We start from the raw sequence: 17,144 nt of genomic DNA on the forward strand, positions 1-17,144 counted from the left end.
CGCAATGCGCTGGTGGCGTGGCACGAAACCCGGGCACGCGTCTCGCCCGTGTTCACGGCGCGCCTCGCGGCCGATGCGCGACGGGCGCTCGACGGCGCGGCCTGGCCGCGACCAGGCACGCGTCTCGACTGGGGCGTGGCCCTCGCGGTGCTGGCGCTGGGGGCGATGGCCATCGTGCTGAGGCCCCTGACGAGCGCCGGACCGCCTGCCACACGCGCGTCGCTCGAGAAGGCGACGCCGTCGACGGCGGCCGATGGCGCCGTGCAGTGGGTGACGACGGTCACGCCCCCGGCCTACGCCCAGCGCCCTCCGGTGCGCGCGACTCGACCGGCGCGCGTGGACGCCCTTGCCGGCGCCCGCGTCGAGGTGACCTTCACGGGGTGGGTGACCGGCAACGTCGTGCGTCTCGGTCCCGGGACGCTCGCCCTGCGCGGCACCGGCCCCTCGCGTGTGGCGGAGTTCATCGCGGAACAATCCGACGTCCTGCTGGTGCAGGACGCGCAGCAGCAGGTCCTCGCGACCATCACGGTGGTCGTGACGCCGGACGCGGCGCCGACGATCCGCATCATGGCTCCGGCCGCCGACCTTCGGCGTGACGCCGCGAGTGGGAGCGTTCGCATCGAGGTCCGGGCGCAGGACGACCTCGGGCTGCGGGACGTGCGCCTGCGGTTCACGAAGGTCACCGGCAGCGGCGAGAGCTTCACGTTCGAGGACGGCGAGTGGCCGGTGGCGACGCGCCGGGACTCCGGCACGGCATGGTCGGGGCTGCACACGGTCGACCTGGCGCACCTCGGCCTGGGCCCGGGAGATTCGATCGTCTACCACGCCGTGGCGCACGATGCCCGGCCTGGTCCCGAGGGCGCGGCGGAATCCGAACGCTTCCTGATCGAGATCACGCGTCCGGGCGCCCTCGCGGCCGGTGACTTCAGCCTGCCCGAGCCCGAAGACCGGTTCGCGCTGAGCCAGCGGATGGTCATCCAGCTCACCGAACGCCTGCTCGAGCAGCGTCCCCGGATGCGCGCGGAGGAGTTCATGCAGCAGGCGCAGGCGCTGGCCATCGCCCAGCGGCGCGTCCGCGCGGAGTTCGTCTTCATGCTGGGCGGGGACGTCGAAGACGAGTTCGAGGAGGCGGCGCACTCGCACGAGGTCGAGGAGGGGCGGCAGGCCAACCAGGGCAAGGGCGATCTGACCGAGGCGGTGCGGCAGATGTCGCAGGCCGAGACGCGCCTGACCGCGGCCGACGTCAGAGAAGCGCTGCCTTACGAGTATCGGGCGCTGGCCGCGATCCAGGCAGCGTTCGGCAAGGCCCGCTACTTCATGCGGTCGCTGCCGGTGGCCGTGCAGCTGGACGCGACGCGCCGCCTGCAGGGCGATCGCACGCGCGCCGCCTCGGCGCGGTGGAGCGTGCGCCCCCTGCCGGACGCCACGCGGGTCGCCGCCCTCGACCTGCTGCGCAGGCTCGAGGCGCCGGGCGTGGACGTCGCGACCGTCCTGCCCGGACTGGTGGCGCTCGATCGCGCCGACACCGCATGGGTCGCCGCGGTGCAGCAGGCCGCGACCGACGAGGGCGCGGAGGGCCTGACGCGAGCCCTGCGAGCGCGACTCCTGCCGGGCAGCACGACATGGATGCGGATGCCGCTGCCGCGCAGCGCCGCCGAAGGCCCCGCGGGACCGCCAGGCCGATGACGACGCCACTCGCCGCGCTGCGTCTGGTCGCCGTGCTCGGCGTGGTGGCCGCGCTGCTCGATCCGGGGTGTCCGCGTCCGCGGCGACCGATCCTCGATGTCCGGTTCGTCGGGGATCTCGCCGAGGACGAGCGGCGGCGCGAGTTGCAGCGCCTGGCCGACGCGGCCCCGTGGGCAGAGGTGATCGACGGGCGTCGCGCGGCGCCGGTCCCGGCACGCGCCGGTGTCGGTGCGGTGGTCGCAGGCGATGCGGCGCCGGTCCTGGAAGCGCTGCGAGCCCGTCCGGCGATGCTGGCGTGGCAGGTGGCGAGTCCGGCGCTGACCCTGACCGCGGTACGCGCGCCGGCCCGTATCGTGGCCGGCACACGCACCGACCTCCGGGTCACGGTCGGCGGGGTGCCCGCCGGCCCCGGACAGGTTCGCGTCGAGGTGGCCGATGCCGGCACCGGCCTCGTGCAGGCCCGCGTAGACATGCCGATACCGGACGCGGCCCCGCGATCGGCGACGCTGGTGTCGATCCCGTGGCTGGCGACCCGACCCGGGCAGCAGACGCTCCGGGTTCGCGCCACCTACGAGGGCCGCACCCTTGTCCGACCGGCTCCGCCTGGCGATGTGGTCGTCGACGTGCGGCCCGCGGACGTCGTGGTCGAGGTCCTCGAGGCGAGACCGACCTGGGCGACACGCTTTGCGCGCCTGGCGCTGACCGACGTGGCGGGCATCCGCCTGCGCAGCGAGGTGCGCGTGGCGCCGGGCCTGGCGGTGCGGACGACCCCGATGGACGCCCCCGCCCGCGACGAGGAGGCGGATGCCGCGGTCCTGATGGTCGGCGGGCTCGAGGCGTTGACCTCGGCCGACGTCACCCGACTGGAACGTGCCGTGCGCGATCGCGGGCGGGCCGTGGTGCTGCTGATGGACGAGATGCCGGGCGGCGGGCCCTGGCGCCGCCTCTGGCCCGGCGGCGTCGGTGCCGTCCGTACCGCCCCGATGCCCGTGACTGGCCGCGTCGCCGGGCATGTCTGGCGGACGCGGGAGTGGGTGTCCGCTCCGGTGTCAACGGGCGTGGTGCCGCTGGCGTATCTCGACTCCAACACGCCGATCGTCCTCGGTCGTGCGTTGGGCGCCGGGCGCGTGGTGCTGGTGACCGCGCTCGACGCCTGGCGCTGGCGAGCGGAACCGGAGGGTGCCTTCGCGGCCGGTTGGCGGGCGCTGGTCCAGCGTCTCGGCGTGGACGTGCCGCCGCCCGTCGCCGCGACGGCATGGGTGGCGGGCACCGGACGAGACCGCCGCCTCCAGATCGAGGCCGTCGTGCGTCCGGACCTGATCGCCGCCCCCTCGGCCGTGATCGACGCGGAGGTCGGGACCCCTGGGCGGCCGGTGGCGCTGTGGGAGGTCGAGACGGGCCGCTGGCGCGGCGCAGTGCGCGTGCAAGACACGGCCGCGGCGGCGGTGCAGGTCGCACTGCGGTCGGGCGGGCAGGTGGTGGCGCAGGATCGAGTCGTGGTAGACGTGAGCGCGCCGCGACTGGTCGGGTCATGGGAGGATGTGGCGCGGCATCAGGCCCGCCACGGCGCCCTGACGACCGACGGGCGTGACTCCACGCTGGCGCGTCTGCGCGCCACGCTGGAGTCCTCGGCGAGTGACCGCTGGTACGTGACACGCACCTGGTGGTGGGCCGGGCTCCTGGCGATGGGGCTCGGCGTGGAATGGCTGCTCCGGCGACTGCGCGGAGCACGGTGAGGACGAGACCGAACGACATGGCCCAGAACCGACGAGAGTTCCTGAAGGCGGCCGGCGCCGCCGGCGCGGCGTGGTCGCTGCCCGACCTGTGGCTGGCGCCCGTGTCCGCGCAGTCGCCGCGGGGACGCAGCGGCCCATGGCGCAGCTGGGGGACTGATGCCCTGAAGCAGGCCAAGGGGCTCGGCTGCAGCTACGCCGACATCCGGTTCGGCCGGAAGCGATCGCAGGCGCTCAACGTGCGTAACGGACAGCTGACCAGTGCCGGCGGCTTCAGCTTCGGGGGGTTCGGCGCCACCCCGGGGGGCGGCATCTCGGACACGTTCGGTTTCGGCGTCCGCGTCGTGCACTCGGGCGTCTGGGGTTTCGCCAGCAGCCCCATCGTCACCGCCGACGAAATCCGCCGGGTGGTGCAGCAGGCCACCGACATCGCCAAGGCGAGCGCGATGGCCAAGCGCTTCGACGTCAAGCTGGCGCCGGTGCCGGCCTACGACGAGTTCTACGAGACGCCACACGAGCGCGACCCGTTCGAGGTGCCTCTCGAAGAGAAGCTGACGTTGCTGACCGAGGCCACCGCGGAGATCCAGAAGAACAAGCAGGTCCTGTTCGCCACCGCGCAGGTCAGCTTCTCGCACGACTGGAAGTTCCTCGTGACGTCCGAGGGCTCCTTCATCGAGCAGAGTCTCTACTACTGCTCGTGCGGGACGTCGGCGACGGCGCGGACGAAGGGCCAGGTCAAGACGCGCATCTACACACCGGGGGCGTCCACGGCCGGCTACGAGTTCCTCGTCAAGGCCGACCTCAAGGGCCATGCCGAACGCGTGGCCGCCGAAGCGGTCGAGCACAGCATGGCGGCGCCGGTGTCGGCGGGGCTGAAGGATCTCATCCTCAAGCCGTCGCACCTCGCGCTGACCATCCACGAGATCATCGCCCACCCCACCGAACTCGATCGCATCGTCGGCTACGAGGCCAACTATGCCGGCACGAGCTTCGTGAAGCTGAGCGACCTCAAGACGCTGAAGTACGGCAGCCCGCTGCTCAACGTCTACGCGGATCGCACGCACGTCGGCGCCTGCGGCACCGTCGGCTTCGACGATGACGGCGTCAAGTCGCAGCGCTGGCCGATCATCCAGGACGGCATGCTGGTGGGGCTGCAGACCAACCGCGAGACGGCGCACTACATGGGCGAGACGGAGAGCCGTGGTTGCACCTTCGCCAACCACTGGCGCAACTATCCGTTCCTGCGCATGCCGAACATCCAGCTGCAGGCCGGCACGCCGGGGTCACCGACGCTCGACCAGATGATCGCCGACGTCAAGGACGGCGTGCTGGTGGACGGGTCGGGCAGCTTCAGCATCGATCAGCAGCGCTACAACGGCCAGTTCGGCGGCAACGCGTTCTGGGAGATCAAGAACGGCAAGGTGACGCGCATGGTGACCGACTTCACCTACAACGCCATCACGACCGACTTCTGGATGAACCTCGATGCGGTCGGGCCGCCGGAGAGCTGGGAACATCACGGCATGGACGGCGACGCCAAGGGGCAGCCGGTGCAGTCCAACTACCCGTCGCACGGCTCGTCGCCCTGCCTGATTCGCAAGGTGATGGTCGGCGCTGCCTTCTCGTAGGCGTCCTCTTTTCGTAGGCGCCGGACTCGTCCGGCGCGCATGGTCACCGTGGGACATGTCGACGGCGACCTTTCCATCGAGTGTAGGCGCCGGACCTGTCGGGCGCATGAGGATGAGATGAGTTACTCGCGCGAAGAAGTGAAGGCGATCACCGACAAGATCCTGAACATGGCCAAGGCCGACGCGGTCGAGGTCGATTTCCAGGGGGGAGAGCGGTCGGCGACGCGGTACGCCAACTCCAGCATCACGGCGAACCTGATCGAACACGATCAGCAGGTCAACATCACCGTGTACTACGGCCAGAAGAGCGCCAGCACGGTGACCCACCAGTTCGACGACGCGTCGCTGAAGACGGCGATCGACGAAGCGCAGATTCTCGCGAAGCGGAAGCCGGACAACCCGGAGACGATGCCGCTCGTGAAGCCGCCGCAGAACTACCTGCCGGTGGATGCGGTCATCGATCGCACGGCGAACTTCGGCCCCGCCGAGCGCGCCGCGATGGTCAAGAAGAGCCTGGACATCTGCGAGAAGAAGGGCGTGGTCGGCGCCGGCTACATCCCGAAGCTGCACTGGACCACGGCGACGGCCAACAGCGAGGGGCTGTTCTCGTACTTCCGCTACGCCGAGGCGAGCTTCATCCTGACCTGTCGCACGCCTGATGGCACCGGGTCGGGCTGGGCGGGACAGACCGGGCTCAAGGACGTCAACCTGATCGACCCGACGTCGATCACCGAACGCGCGGCCGAGAAGGCCCTGAAGTCGCAGAAGCCCCGGGCGATCGAACCGGGGGACTACACGGTGATTCTCGAGTCGCGGCCGGCAGCGCGCTTCCTGTCGCTGCTGCTCGGCTCCATGGACGCCCGGTCGGCCGAGGAAGGCCGCAGCTTCATGAGCGGCGCCGAACGCGGTCAGACCAAGATTGGACAGAAGCTCTTCGGCGACAACGTCACCATCAAGAGCGTGATGAATCATCCGACGCTGCGTCAGACCCCCATCGGCGAAGACGGGCTCGCTGCCCAGGACGTCACCTGGATCGAGAAGGGCGTCGTCAAGAACCTGTACTACAGCCGGTACTGGGCCCAGAAGACCGGGAAGGCGCCGACGGCGACCCAGCCCGGACTCAGCCTGGTGATGGACGGTGGGACGACCTCGGTGGAGGAGATGATCAAGACCACCAAGCGCGGCCTGCTGGTCTCGTTCTTCTGGTACATGCGTCCGGTGGAGGCGATGTCGATCCTCTACACCGGCATGACGCGCGACGGCCTGTTCCTCATCGAGAACGGCGAGATCACGGCGCCGGTGCAGAACTTCCGCTGGAACGAGACGCCGGTCGTCGGACTGAACAACATCAGCGCGCTCGGGCCGCCCGAGCCGATGCACACGGGGGAAGCCTACGACCAGCCCGGCACGGCGATGATTCCGCCGATGCGCATCGAAGACTTCACGATGACGTCCGTGTCCCCGGCGGTCTGAGGCCCACATGAGCACGAATCGTCGGCATTTCATCAAGACCATCGGCGCCACCAGCGTGGCGCTCGCCTCCAGCGACCTCGTCGGCGCGCTCGTCGCCCAGTCGCCGAAGGGTCGCGTCCTGGAGTCGAAGTTCAAGGGACTCTCGGACATCGCCCTGGGCGAGGCGAAGCGGCTCGGCGCCAGCTACTGCGACGTCAGATTCACGCGCAACATCAGTGACTCGCTCACCGCCCGCGACCGCATCGTGGGTGGTGGCGGCTTCGGTGGCGGGGGCGGCGGGGGAGGTGGCTTCGGCGGCGGCGCGCGCAACGAGAGCGCCGGCTTCGGCGTCCGCGTGCTCCACAGTGGCGTGTGGGGCTTTGCCTCCAGCCCGACGGTGACGGACGAGCAGGTGCGGACGATCACGCGACAGGCCGTCGAGGTCGCCATCGCCAAGCGCTTCGACGTCAAGCTGACGCCGACGCCCGCCTACCAGACGTACTGGGCGACGCCGATCAAGACCGATCCGTTCACGGTGTCGCTCGACGACAAGATCGCGTTCCTGCTCGGCATCAACGAGCAGCTGAGCAAGACCAAGGGCATCATCCGCACCCAGCCGTCGATCGCGCAGGACTACGAGTGGAAGTACTTCGCGTCGAGCGAGGGCTCCTACATCGAGCAGGAGTCATGGCGGATGGCACCGAGCTTCACGGCCATCGCCCGCGCCAACGGCAAGGTGAAGTCGCGGACGTACACGGTGCAGGCACGCACCGGCGGCTACGAGGTGGTGACGGGCGGCGGCATGATGGAGAACGCCGATCGCATCGCCGCCGAAGCCGTCGAGCACGCCATGGCGCCGTCGGTGTCGGCCGGCCTCAAGGACATCGTGATGACGCCGTCGCACTCGATGCTGACGATTCACGAGATCATCGGCCACCCGACCGAGCTCGATCGGATCCTGGGCTACGAAGCCAACTACGCCGGCACCAGCTTCATCAAGCTCGCCGACGTCGGCAAGCTGAAGTACGGCAGCCCGCTCTTCAACGTCACCGCCGACCGCACCATGCCCGGCGCGCTGTGCACGGTGGGCTACGACGACGATGGCGTCAAGACGCAGTCGTGGCCGATCGTGCGTGAAGGCGTCCTGGTGGGACTGCAGACCAACCGCGAGACGGCGCACTTCATGGGGGAGACCGAGAGCCGCGGCTGCACGTTCGCCACGTCGTGGCGCAACTACCCGTTCCTCCGCATGCCGAACGTCCACGTCGAGCCGGGCGACGACAAGGCGCCGAGCGCCGAGGAGATCATCGCCGACACGAAGGACGGCCTGCTCATCGACGGTCGCGGCAGCTACTCGATCGACCAGCAGCGCTACAACGGGCAGTTCGGCGGTGATGCGTTCTGGGAAATCAAGAACGGCAAGAAGGTCCGCATGGTGGCCGACGTCACCTACAACGCCATCACGACGGACTTCTACGGCAATCTCGATGCGGTCTCCAACAAGGGGTCGTGGGAGATGCACGGCACCACCGGTGATGCCAAGGGGCAGCCGGTGCAGATCAACCACATCTCGCACGGCGCGCCCTACATGCGCGTGCGGAAGATCATGGTCGGCGCGGCCTACCTGTAAGCGCGAGACGCAAGGGGCGTCTTGCGACCAGGCGGCGATGCGAATGCCGGGATGAGGCCAGGGCCAACGCTGGCCTCGATCCCGCGCACACACACCTCGCGTCACGCGCGGGGGAGCCGCACACGAGCGATGCAGCCCTGGCGGTCGAGCCGGTTCTCGAGCACGACGGTGCCGCCGTGCGCGTCGGCGATCTGCCGACACAGCGCCAGCCCGATGCCGGTGCCACCGGGCCTGGTGGTGAAGAACGGGACGAAGACGTCGGCGCCGGCCGCCACCCCATGGCCCTCGTCGACCACCTGCAGTTCGACGGCCGCCGGGTCCTCCTCGATCGTCCAGGTCACACTGACGCGGCCGCGCGTCTCGCGGACGGCGTCGACCGCGTTGCGCAGCAGATTGATCAGCAACTGTTCGATCTGGTCGGCGTCGGCCCGCATGACACAGGCCGGTCCGGCGTCGACGGCGACGCTGCCGGCGGCCTCCAGTGCCACGACGCGCGTCACCAGCGCGCCGACAGCGACATCTCCGAGCCGCGGCGGCGGCAGTTTCGCGAGCGTGGCATAGCCCCGGAGGAACCGGTTCAGCCCCTCGGCGCGCTGCTCGATGACGCCGAGACCGCGCCGCACGTCCGCCCGCACGACGTCGTCGACCGGCCCGCGATCGACGAACTGCGCCAGGCTGTTGGCGATGGAGGTGATCGGCGTGAGCGAGTTGTTGACCTCGTGGCTGAGCACGCGAATCAGTCGACGCCAGGCCACGCGCTCCTCCTCGCGCAGTGTCCGGCTGACGTCGGTGAGCACCACCAGGTGATGGGCAAGACCGTCCTGACGGAATGACGAGTGGCGCACTTCCCACCGGCCCGACGCGTTGGGAAAGTCCATGCTGACCAATCGCGCTGGCAGCGGGTCGAGCAGCGCCTCGCAGCCGAGTGCCGACGCCGACATCCCGAGGAGGGCCTCGACCGACGTCCCGAAGAGGCGGGCCGCCGCCGGATTGGCCAGGGCGAGGACCCGACGTCCGTCGAAGGCGAGCACCGCCGCGTCGAGCTCGGCCATGACCGTCGTGAGCAGCGCGCTCGCTTCCACCTCGGTCAATCGTTGCCGCTGCAGCCAGTCGGCCAGGGCGTTCACTTCCGCCAGCACCTGCCCCACGCCATCGTCGCCCGCCTCGCCGCGCGCCCGAGCGGAGTAGTTGCCCTCGCGCAGGCCCTGCAGCAGGCCGGCTGTCGTGCGCAGGGGCACGAGGATGGAAGCGCGGAGCCGCATGAACGCAAACGTGCACCACACGACGAGCGCAAGCAGGATCGCGCCGCGCAGAATCGGGCCGTGCGACGTGAAAACGAGCGCCCACGCCGCCATCGCCAGCGGGGGCACCACGAGCAGCGCTGCCCAGAGCGTGAGTCGCAACTCGTGGCGCATCGGCGTCTACGACAGGCCGTAGCGCTGGAGGCGCCGATACAGCGCACTGCGGCTGAGCCCGAGGGCGTGAGCCGCCGCCGTCACGTTGCGACCGTGACGGTCGAGCGCCTTGCGAATCAGGAACGCTTCGACATCCTCGAGACTCATGTCGTCGAGCCTGCCGCCGCCGTCCCGTGGTGGGCGCAACGCCAGGGCCGCCGCCGGAATCGTCGGACCGTCGGCCATCAGCACGGCACGCTCGACCGCATGATCGAGTTCCCGGATGTTGCCCGGCCAGCCGTGGTCGAGGAGCGCCTGCAACGCGGCAGGTTCGAAGCCGTCGATGGCCTTGCGGTAGCGGCGGGTGTGACGGCCGAGGAACAACGCCGCGAGGTCGGGGATGTCCTCACGCCGCTCCCGGAGCGGCGGCATGTGGACTTCCACGGTGTTCAGTCGAAACAGCAGGTCCTGCCGGAATCGCCCCGCCTCGACCTCGGCCTGGAGATCGGCGTTGGTGGCGGCCAGCACACGGACGTCGGCGCGTCGCGTGCGGGACGAGCCGAGACGCTCGAACTCGCGGGTCTCGAGCACGCGCAACAGGCGCGCCTGCACGGCACCCGGCATGTTGGCGATCTCGTCGAGGAAGAGGGTGCCGCCATCGGCGACCTCGAACCGTCCCAGGCGTTCGGCACGCGCGTCGGTGAACGCCCCGCGCTCGTGGCCGAACAACTCGCTGTCCACGAGCGTCTCCGACACGCCGCCGGTGTTCACGGAGACGAAGGCGGCCGCCGCGCGCGGCGACGCGTCGTGCAGCGCCTGGGCGAGCAGCGACTTGCCCGTGCCATTCTCGCCGGTGATGAGGACATTGGCGTCGGAGGGGCCGACGCGCGACAGCACCTGGAGCACCGGCTGCATGGCCGGGGATCGCGCCACCAGCGGCACCGACCCGCGGGTGCGCAACCACTGGTTCTCGGCCTCGAGACGACGACTGCGGCGTACGGCCCGCCCCAGTTCCAGCTGCGTGCGGATCACGGCCAGGAGTCGGGCGTTCTCCCAGGGCTTCTGCACGAAGTCGCCGGCGCCGCGGCGCATCGCCTCCACCGCGATGTCCACGGTCCCCCAGGCCGTCATCACGACCACCGGCAGGGTGGGGTCGAGTCGGCGAATCTCGGCCAGCAGGTCGAGCCCCTCCCGCCCCGAGGTCGTATCCCGTGCGTAGTTGAGGTCGATCAACGCCACATCGTGATCACCACGGGACAGTGCCGCGACGACCGCCCCCGGCGCGCCGACGCCATCGACCTCGTAGCCCTCGAGCTTGAGCAGCAGGCGAACGGCCTCGACGACATCGGCCTGGTCGTCGGCCACGAGCACGCGGGCAGCGGCGGGCAGGGAAGTCACGGACATGCGGGCGCGGCGTCGGGCAGCAGTCTACCGCGCCCTCAGCGCTCCCCGGCGCCGGCCCCGGCGGCCTGCGGTCCGGTGGTCGTTCCTGCGTGGTCCTCCTGCACGATGCGACCGTCGAACAGATGGATGGAACGCGTGGCGTGGGCGGCGTAGCGCGGGTCGTGCGTCACCATGCAGATGGTGGCGCCGTCCTTGTGGAGGTCCCGCAGCAGCTGCATGACGATCTCGCCATTGTGGGAATCGAGGTTGCCCGTCGGTTCGTCTGCCAGCAGGATGGAGGGCTGCGTGACCACCGCGCGCGCCACGGCGACGCGCTGCTGCTGACCGCCCGACAACTGGCCGGGCAGATGCCGCGCCCGGTGGCCCATGCCGACCCGCTCGAGCGCCTGCTCGACCCGCTTGCGTCGCTCCGCCCCCGACATGCCCATGTAGGTGAGCGGCAGTTCGACGTTCTCGTAGACCGTGAGATCGCCGATGAGGTTGAAGCTCTGGAAGATGAAGCCGATCTCGCGGTTGCGCGTGCGAGCGCGCTCGGCCACCGACAGGCTTTCCACCGGGCGGTTGTTCAACCAGTACCGGCCCTCGCTCGGGGTATCCAGCAACCCCAGGATCGACAGCATCGTCGACTTGCCGCAGCCGGAGGGGCCCGCGATGGCGACGTACTCGCCGAAGTCGACGGTGAGGTGAATACCGTCGAGCGCGTGGGTTTCGATTTCGTCACCAGCGAAGACCTTGCGGATGCTTTCGAGGCGAATCAGGGGATGGGACATCTGTTGCGTCTCCGACGTGACGGCCGGCTGGGACAGCCGGCCCTACCCACGGCCTCTTGCGGTCGGCTGGGAGAGCCGAACCGACCCGTTGCTATCTGATCTGCACACGATCGACCTGATCCCAGGCCGACATGTCCGACAGCACCACACGCTCGCCCTCACCAAGGCCCTCGAGGATCTGGATGTGGCGCACCGACCCCTTGCCGAGGCGCACCCGGCGACGGTCGGCCATGCCATCGGGGGTGGTCCGGAACACGCTGATGGTGCCGCCCTCCTGTCCGTTGGACGGGCGCGCCATGTAGAGCACGTTCGAAAGGCGTTCGATTTCGATGATGCCGTCCACCGACAGGTCGGGTCTGGCTCCTCGCGGCAGATCGGCGACGAAGGTGATGTCGACCATCACCGTGCCCGACACCGCGGCGGGATCGACGCGAGACACGCGCCCCTGGGCGACGCCGTTCCGGGTGTCCACCCGAGCGACCTGACCAATCTGGACGTCGCGGGCCTGGGTCTCCGGCACGCGGACCTGCGCCTTCAACTGGGCAGGGTCTGCCACCCGGGCGACGTTGGTGCCGGCCGTCACCTGACTGCCAACCTCGACCGGGACGGCCTGCAACACCCCGTGCATGCCGGCCCGGACGTGCAGTTGCCCGACCTGTTCCTGTTTGAGCGCGAGCAACGCTCGCATCCGGGACACCTCGGCCTGCTGCTCGGCAATCTGGGAGGGACGCATGCGCTGGCCGACATCGAGCCGCTTCCGCTCCGCAGCCACCTGCGTCTGCAGTGCCCGCGCCCGCGTGGACGACCGGCGATGTTGCAGTTCGGAGACGAGGCCGTCGCCGAGCAACGACGCGTCCGCCTCGGCATCGGCGCGCGCCTCCTCGTACGTCGCTTCGGTCTGGGCGACGAGGGCCTCCTGCGCCAGCAGGGCCGTCGTGGCGTCGGCGTCCGCACGCGCGAGGCGGGCTTCGGCGGCCTCCAGTTGGAGGCGCGTGTCCACGACCTCCTGCTGCAGCGCGGCGTTCTGCAGGAGCAGGATGACCGCGTCGGGCTCGACTTGTGCGCCGGGCCGCAGGACGATCTCCGCGACACGACCATCCGTGGTCGCCGGAATCCAGGCCGTGTCCACCGGCACCAGGGTGCCTGTGCCGCGGACCTCGCGTACCAACTCGCCACGCTGGACGGTATCGAACCAGAGTGGACCGCCATCGACACTGGGGGCCGCCGGGGCCATGCGGAGCACGGCCACGCTCCCGGCCAGCACCAGTACCGCGGCTAGCGCCGGCACACGCAGACGACGCCATCGACGACGACGCTGTTCGGCAGGACTGAGGGCGAGATCAGGCACGGAGACTCCATGTACAAGGACTGGGCCAGCACCGCGTTGGGCATTTCCGTGAGGATTCACGCGTGATCAGCGCGCGGCACCGTCCGGTTGTGGGACGAGCCGTCCCACGAGTGGCGCGCGATGTCATTCGTAGCGCAGCGCCAACAGGGCGCGCGCGCCGACCACGCGGTACGCCGGGATCAGGGCGGCGACCAGGCCCGCCAGCAGCAGGGCGGCGGCGGCCAGCACCCGGACGCGCAGGTTGCCACTCTGGATGCCGAACAGCTGTGCCTGCAGCAGGCGGGCCACAGGGACACTGGCGGCGAGTCCGACGACAACGCCGATGGCGGACAGGCACAGTCCCGGCCGCAGCAACCAGCCACGGAGCTGCCAGGTCCGGGCACCGAGGGCGAGACGGATGCCAACCTCCCGCCGCCGCGCCAGCATCTCGCTGGCCAGGAGTCCATAGAGGCCGATGACGGCCAGCAAGGCGGCGGCGAGCGCGCAGGCCGACATCACGCGCGTGAGGGCATGGGCCTCCCGGTTGCCCGCATCCACGACGTCGCCCAGAGGCGCGAGGGTGGCCAGCGGCTGATCCGGTAGGGCCTGCTGCAGTGCCGCGCGCACGCGAGGCAGGACACTGGCGGTGCCGTCGGTGCGGACCGCCACGTGCAGCAGCGGCCAGTAACTGCGCACCCACGGCCGATACACTTCGGGCACGGGGGCCTCGTCTCGGAAGGTCTGGCGGACATCGCCCACGACCCCGACGACCTGCGACCACTCCGGCACGTCACCGTTCCACCGGAGCCAGAGGCGCTGGCCCAGGGGATCGGCATCGCCGAAGTAGCGGCGCGCGAACGCGGCGGACACCATCACCTCCGGCCGTCCCTCCGCGCCCGGGCCGTCCACGTAGAGGCGCCCGGCGGCCAGGGGAATGCCCACGGCCGCGAAGTAGTCCGGCGTCGCCGCGCGGACCGAGATGTCGGGCCGGCCCGGAGGAACCTCCGCCTCGCCGTAGAGCTGCACGCGAGCCGACTGGGTCCCGCCCTGCAGCGGAAACCGGTCGACGACCCCCGCCGTCTCGACGCCAGGCACGCTGAGGACGGTGGTGAGCACTTCGTCGACCAGCCGATCGATCACCGCCTTGGGCTGTTCCCAATCCAGGTCATACCGCACCGCCACCACATCGGCGGCCACGAAGCCACGTGGGCGGTCGAGCATCGCCTGGACACTGGCGGCAAAGAGCAGGGCCACGACGAGCAGCAGGGTGCTGCACGCCACCTGCGCCCCGACGAGGGCGCGTCGCACGCGGCGACGGCTCGGCGCGTCGGTCACGGCATGCGCCGCAGCCCCTGGGCGTGCCGAGCGCGTGGCCACGTGCCAGGCGGGCCACGCGGCCAGCACCAGCACGGTCACCATCAGGACGAGGAGGCTCGTGACTGCCGTCCGCCCGCCGAGGGCCACCTCTGTGAAGGCGGCTACCTCGTCCGACATCGCCCCGCCGAGCCACCGCAGGCCCAGCGTCGCCACGAGCCACGCCCCCGGCAGCGATACCGCCGCGATCAGCACGGCCTCGTGCACGGAGAGCCGCGCCATGGCCCAGGGCCCGGCCCCGAGCGCCGTTCGCACCGAGGACTCGTGATCCCGGGCCATTGCCCGGACGAGCAGGAGTCCGCCGACGTTGACACAGACGACGAGGTAGACCACGAGGGCGGCGCCGAGCAGGAGCAGGAGTGGTGCCCGCACGTCTCTGGTCTCGAACGCCTGCAGCGGCACCAGCCTGACGTCGAGGCCGCGGTCCTGCTGGGGATACGTCTCGGCGAATCGGCGGGCTGCCGCGCGCGCCTCGTTCTCGGCGCGGGCGAGCGTGGCGGCCGGCGCCAGGCGGCCGACGACCTGCAGCCAGTTACCACCCCGGGGGGCGCGCTGGTACTCGGGGCCAGACGGCGCGATGAAGTCGATGTCCCGCGGATAGTCGAGCGCCGCCGGGAGAATCCCCACAACCTGATAGGTGGCGCCGCGCAGCGTGATCGACTGCCCGACGAGGGCGGGCTGGCGGCCGAAGAGACGGGTCCAGCCGCGGTCGCTCGCCATCACGACGGCCGCGCCATCGCGCTCTTCCTGTTCGGTGAACACGCGCCCCTGGCCCGCGGTCAGGCCGAGCACGGCGGTGAACGGCCCCACACCCCGCAGTACCTGCGCCCGCTGGGCCGTCGCGCCGCGACCCAGCACCACGGACTCGCCGTAGAGCCCGGCGACGCCCCGCACGCTGTCGAGCTCCCGATGGTAGTCGGCGGTCCGGGCCGGATTGCCGCCCAGCCGCTGGCCATCCTGGGTCTCGTCCAGGACGACGAGCCGAGACGGATCCGGCAGGGGGAGCGGGGCCAGCAGGGCCGAGTCGACCACCGTGGCGATGGCGAGCAACACGCCGGCGCCCAGCGCCAGCGTGGCCGCCGAGGCGACCGGCAGCACCGGGCGGCGGCGGAGGCCTCGTGCGACCTGACGCATCTCGCGGAGCCAGGTGGTCAGCCAGGGGAGGGTGTCCTGGGCCACGCCTTCGGCGACCCAGGCGCCGGTCAACCCGACGCGCCGCTGCGCCTCTCGGCGTGCGTCGGTCGGTGACCAGCCGTCAGCGACGAGGTCGGCGACCTGCTGGTCGAGATGGAACGCGACCTCGTCGGTCAGTTCCCGTTCGATGTGAGCCCGACGCGAGCCGGAGTTGCGCAGACGCTGCATCCATCCCATCGCGTTACTCCGCGAACCGGAGGACGTGGCGCACGCCCTGGAGGAGCTTCTGCCACTTGGCTTCCTCCTCGTCCAGCTGCTGACGTCCAGCCGGGGTGAGGGCGTAGACCCTGGCCTTGCGCTGGCTCTCGGTCACGCTCCACGAGGACTTGACCCACCCCTCCTGCTCGAGTCGGCGCAGGGCAGGGTAGAGCGACCCCTCCTCGACCCGGAGCAGGGCGTTGGAGGTCTGCTGGATGTGCTGGGCGATGGCGTAGCCGTGCCGGGGCCCGGTGTCCAGCGTCTTGAGGATGAGGAGCGTGAGCGTGCCCTGAAGCGCGTCTGTGCGTGGCGGCATGGATCCCTCGAATTCTATACATCGACGTCGATGCCTCGATGTCTATGCCTAGAGACGCAGGTGTACATGATCTGGTTCCACCCCAGCAGGAAACCCGCGATTTTGCCGGTATGCTGGCGGGAATGAGCGGAGACACCGGGGCCGGCACGCACGCCCGCATCGACGCGTACCTCGACCACCTGCGGGTCGTGCGGCGCCTGCAGCCGCTCTCCATCGAGAGCTACAGCCGCGACCTTCGACAGCTGGCGGAGTTCGCCGCCGGGCGCGCGGCGGCGCCGGAGACGCTGTCCCTGCAGGACCTGGAGGCATTCGTCCGCGGGCTGATGGCGGAGGGCTATTCCCCGCGGTCGGTCGCGCGCATGGTCGCCGGGGTCCGTGGCTTCTACAAGCATCTTCTGGTGTCACGCGTCATCGCGACCAACCCGACCGAGGATCTGCGACCGCCGCGCGCCTGGCGGGAGTTGCCTCGCTACCTTTCACTGGAGGAGGTCGACGCGCTGCTCGCGGCGCCGGACCTCTCGACGCCGCGTGGCCTGCGCGACCGCGCCATGCTGGATGTGCTCTATGCCACCGGCCTGCGTGTGTCCGAGCTGGTGTCGCTCCGGCCGTCCGACCTCAATCTGGACGTCGGGTTCCTCACTTGTATCGGCAAGGGTGACAAGCAGCGGGTGGTGCCGGTGGGGGAGCAGGCCGTCGCCGCCCTGCGCGCGTACATGACCGGCGGCAGGGCCGCACTGCTGAAGGGACAGCCGTCCCCGTGGTTGTTTCCGGGAGGGCGGGGACCAGGCGCACTGACGCGTGTCGGGTTCTGGAAGCTGCTGAAGACCTACGCGCTGAAGGCAGGCGTGATGAGCGACGTCTCACCGCACGTACTGCGCCACTCGTTCGCCACCCATCTGCTCGACCGCGGCGCTGACCTGCGCGCGATTCAGATGATGCTGGGCCATGCGGCCCTGTCCACGACCCAGATCTACACGCACGTGCTGGAGACGCGGCTCAAGCGACTGTACGACGCCCATCATCCGCGGTCGTGAGTCT

12 protein-coding genes are annotated in these 17,144 nt (G+C 70.4%); 6 read left to right on the top strand and 6 right to left on the bottom strand.

Annotation, left to right across the window (positions count from 1 at the left end; genetic code table 11):
- The 5 genes from Q0C41_RS15150 to Q0C41_RS15170 form a co-directional block, all read left to right on the top strand.
- On the top strand, window positions 1-1,686 hold a 1,686-nt coding region (locus Q0C41_RS15150; protein ID WP_291984832.1), incomplete at its 5' end, for a DUF4175 family protein.
- Window positions 1,683-3,422 carry a hypothetical protein gene (locus Q0C41_RS15155; RefSeq protein WP_291984834.1) on the top strand — a complete coding sequence of 580 codons (1,740 nt, stop codon included), beginning with the start codon at window positions 1,683-1,685 and terminating at the stop codon, window positions 3,420-3,422. The genes Q0C41_RS15150 and Q0C41_RS15155, both read left to right, overlap by 4 nt.
- Before the next feature lie 17 nt (window positions 3,423-3,439).
- Window positions 3,440-5,047: a TldD/PmbA family protein gene (locus Q0C41_RS15160; protein WP_291984836.1), complete on the top strand. Its 1,608-nt coding sequence runs from the start codon at window positions 3,440-3,442 to the stop codon at window positions 5,045-5,047.
- A 117-nt stretch (window positions 5,048-5,164) separates the two neighbouring features.
- Complete coding sequence (locus tag Q0C41_RS15165; protein WP_291984838.1) at window positions 5,165-6,520, top strand: TldD/PmbA family protein; 1,356 nt, start codon at window positions 5,165-5,167, stop codon at window positions 6,518-6,520.
- A gap of 7 nt (window positions 6,521-6,527) precedes the next feature.
- Window positions 6,528-8,129, top strand: coding sequence for a TldD/PmbA family protein (locus Q0C41_RS15170; RefSeq protein ID WP_291984840.1), 1,602 nt, complete (start codon window positions 6,528-6,530; stop codon window positions 8,127-8,129).
- Window positions 8,130-8,230: 101 nt separating this feature from the next.
- Here Q0C41_RS15170 and Q0C41_RS15175 read toward each other — a convergent pair whose 3' ends face one another.
- From Q0C41_RS15175 to Q0C41_RS15200, 6 genes are all read right to left on the bottom strand, one after another.
- Window positions 8,231-9,544: an ATP-binding protein gene (locus tag Q0C41_RS15175; RefSeq protein ID WP_291984842.1), complete on the bottom strand. Its 1,314-nt coding sequence runs from the start codon at window positions 9,542-9,544 to the stop codon at window positions 8,231-8,233.
- Window positions 9,545-9,550: 6 nt separating this feature from the next.
- Window positions 9,551-10,927, bottom strand: coding sequence for a sigma-54 dependent transcriptional regulator (locus Q0C41_RS15180; protein ID WP_291984845.1), 1,377 nt, complete (start codon window positions 10,925-10,927; stop codon window positions 9,551-9,553).
- 35 nt (window positions 10,928-10,962) lie between these two features.
- Window positions 10,963-11,697 carry an ABC transporter ATP-binding protein gene (locus Q0C41_RS15185; RefSeq protein ID WP_291984847.1) on the bottom strand — a complete coding sequence of 245 codons (735 nt, stop codon included), beginning with the start codon at window positions 11,695-11,697 and terminating at the stop codon, window positions 10,963-10,965.
- A 91-nt stretch (window positions 11,698-11,788) separates the two neighbouring features.
- Window positions 11,789-13,045, bottom strand: a complete 1,257-nt coding sequence (locus Q0C41_RS15190) for an HlyD family efflux transporter periplasmic adaptor subunit (protein ID WP_291984849.1) — start codon at window positions 13,043-13,045, stop codon at window positions 11,789-11,791.
- A gap of 123 nt (window positions 13,046-13,168) precedes the next feature.
- Window positions 13,169-15,769 carry an ABC transporter permease gene (locus tag Q0C41_RS15195; RefSeq protein WP_291984851.1) on the bottom strand — a complete coding sequence of 867 codons (2,601 nt, stop codon included), beginning with the start codon at window positions 15,767-15,769 and terminating at the stop codon, window positions 13,169-13,171.
- 4 nt (window positions 15,770-15,773) lie between these two features.
- Window positions 15,774-16,106: a PadR family transcriptional regulator gene (locus Q0C41_RS15200; RefSeq protein ID WP_291984852.1), complete on the bottom strand. Its 333-nt coding sequence runs from the start codon at window positions 16,104-16,106 to the stop codon at window positions 15,774-15,776.
- Between the two features lie 122 nt (window positions 16,107-16,228).
- Here Q0C41_RS15200 and xerD point away from each other — a divergent pair, with 122 nt between their 5' ends.
- Window positions 16,229-17,140 (top strand): site-specific tyrosine recombinase XerD, encoded by a 912-nt coding sequence (xerD, locus tag Q0C41_RS15205; RefSeq protein WP_291984854.1) that lies wholly within the window; start codon window positions 16,229-16,231, stop codon window positions 17,138-17,140.
- The last annotated feature ends 4 nt before the right edge of the window (window positions 17,141-17,144 follow it).

It is taken from the genome of Luteitalea sp. (genome assembly GCF_022842525.1).
Taxonomy (GTDB): Bacteria; Acidobacteriota; Vicinamibacteria; order Vicinamibacterales; family Vicinamibacteraceae; genus Luteitalea.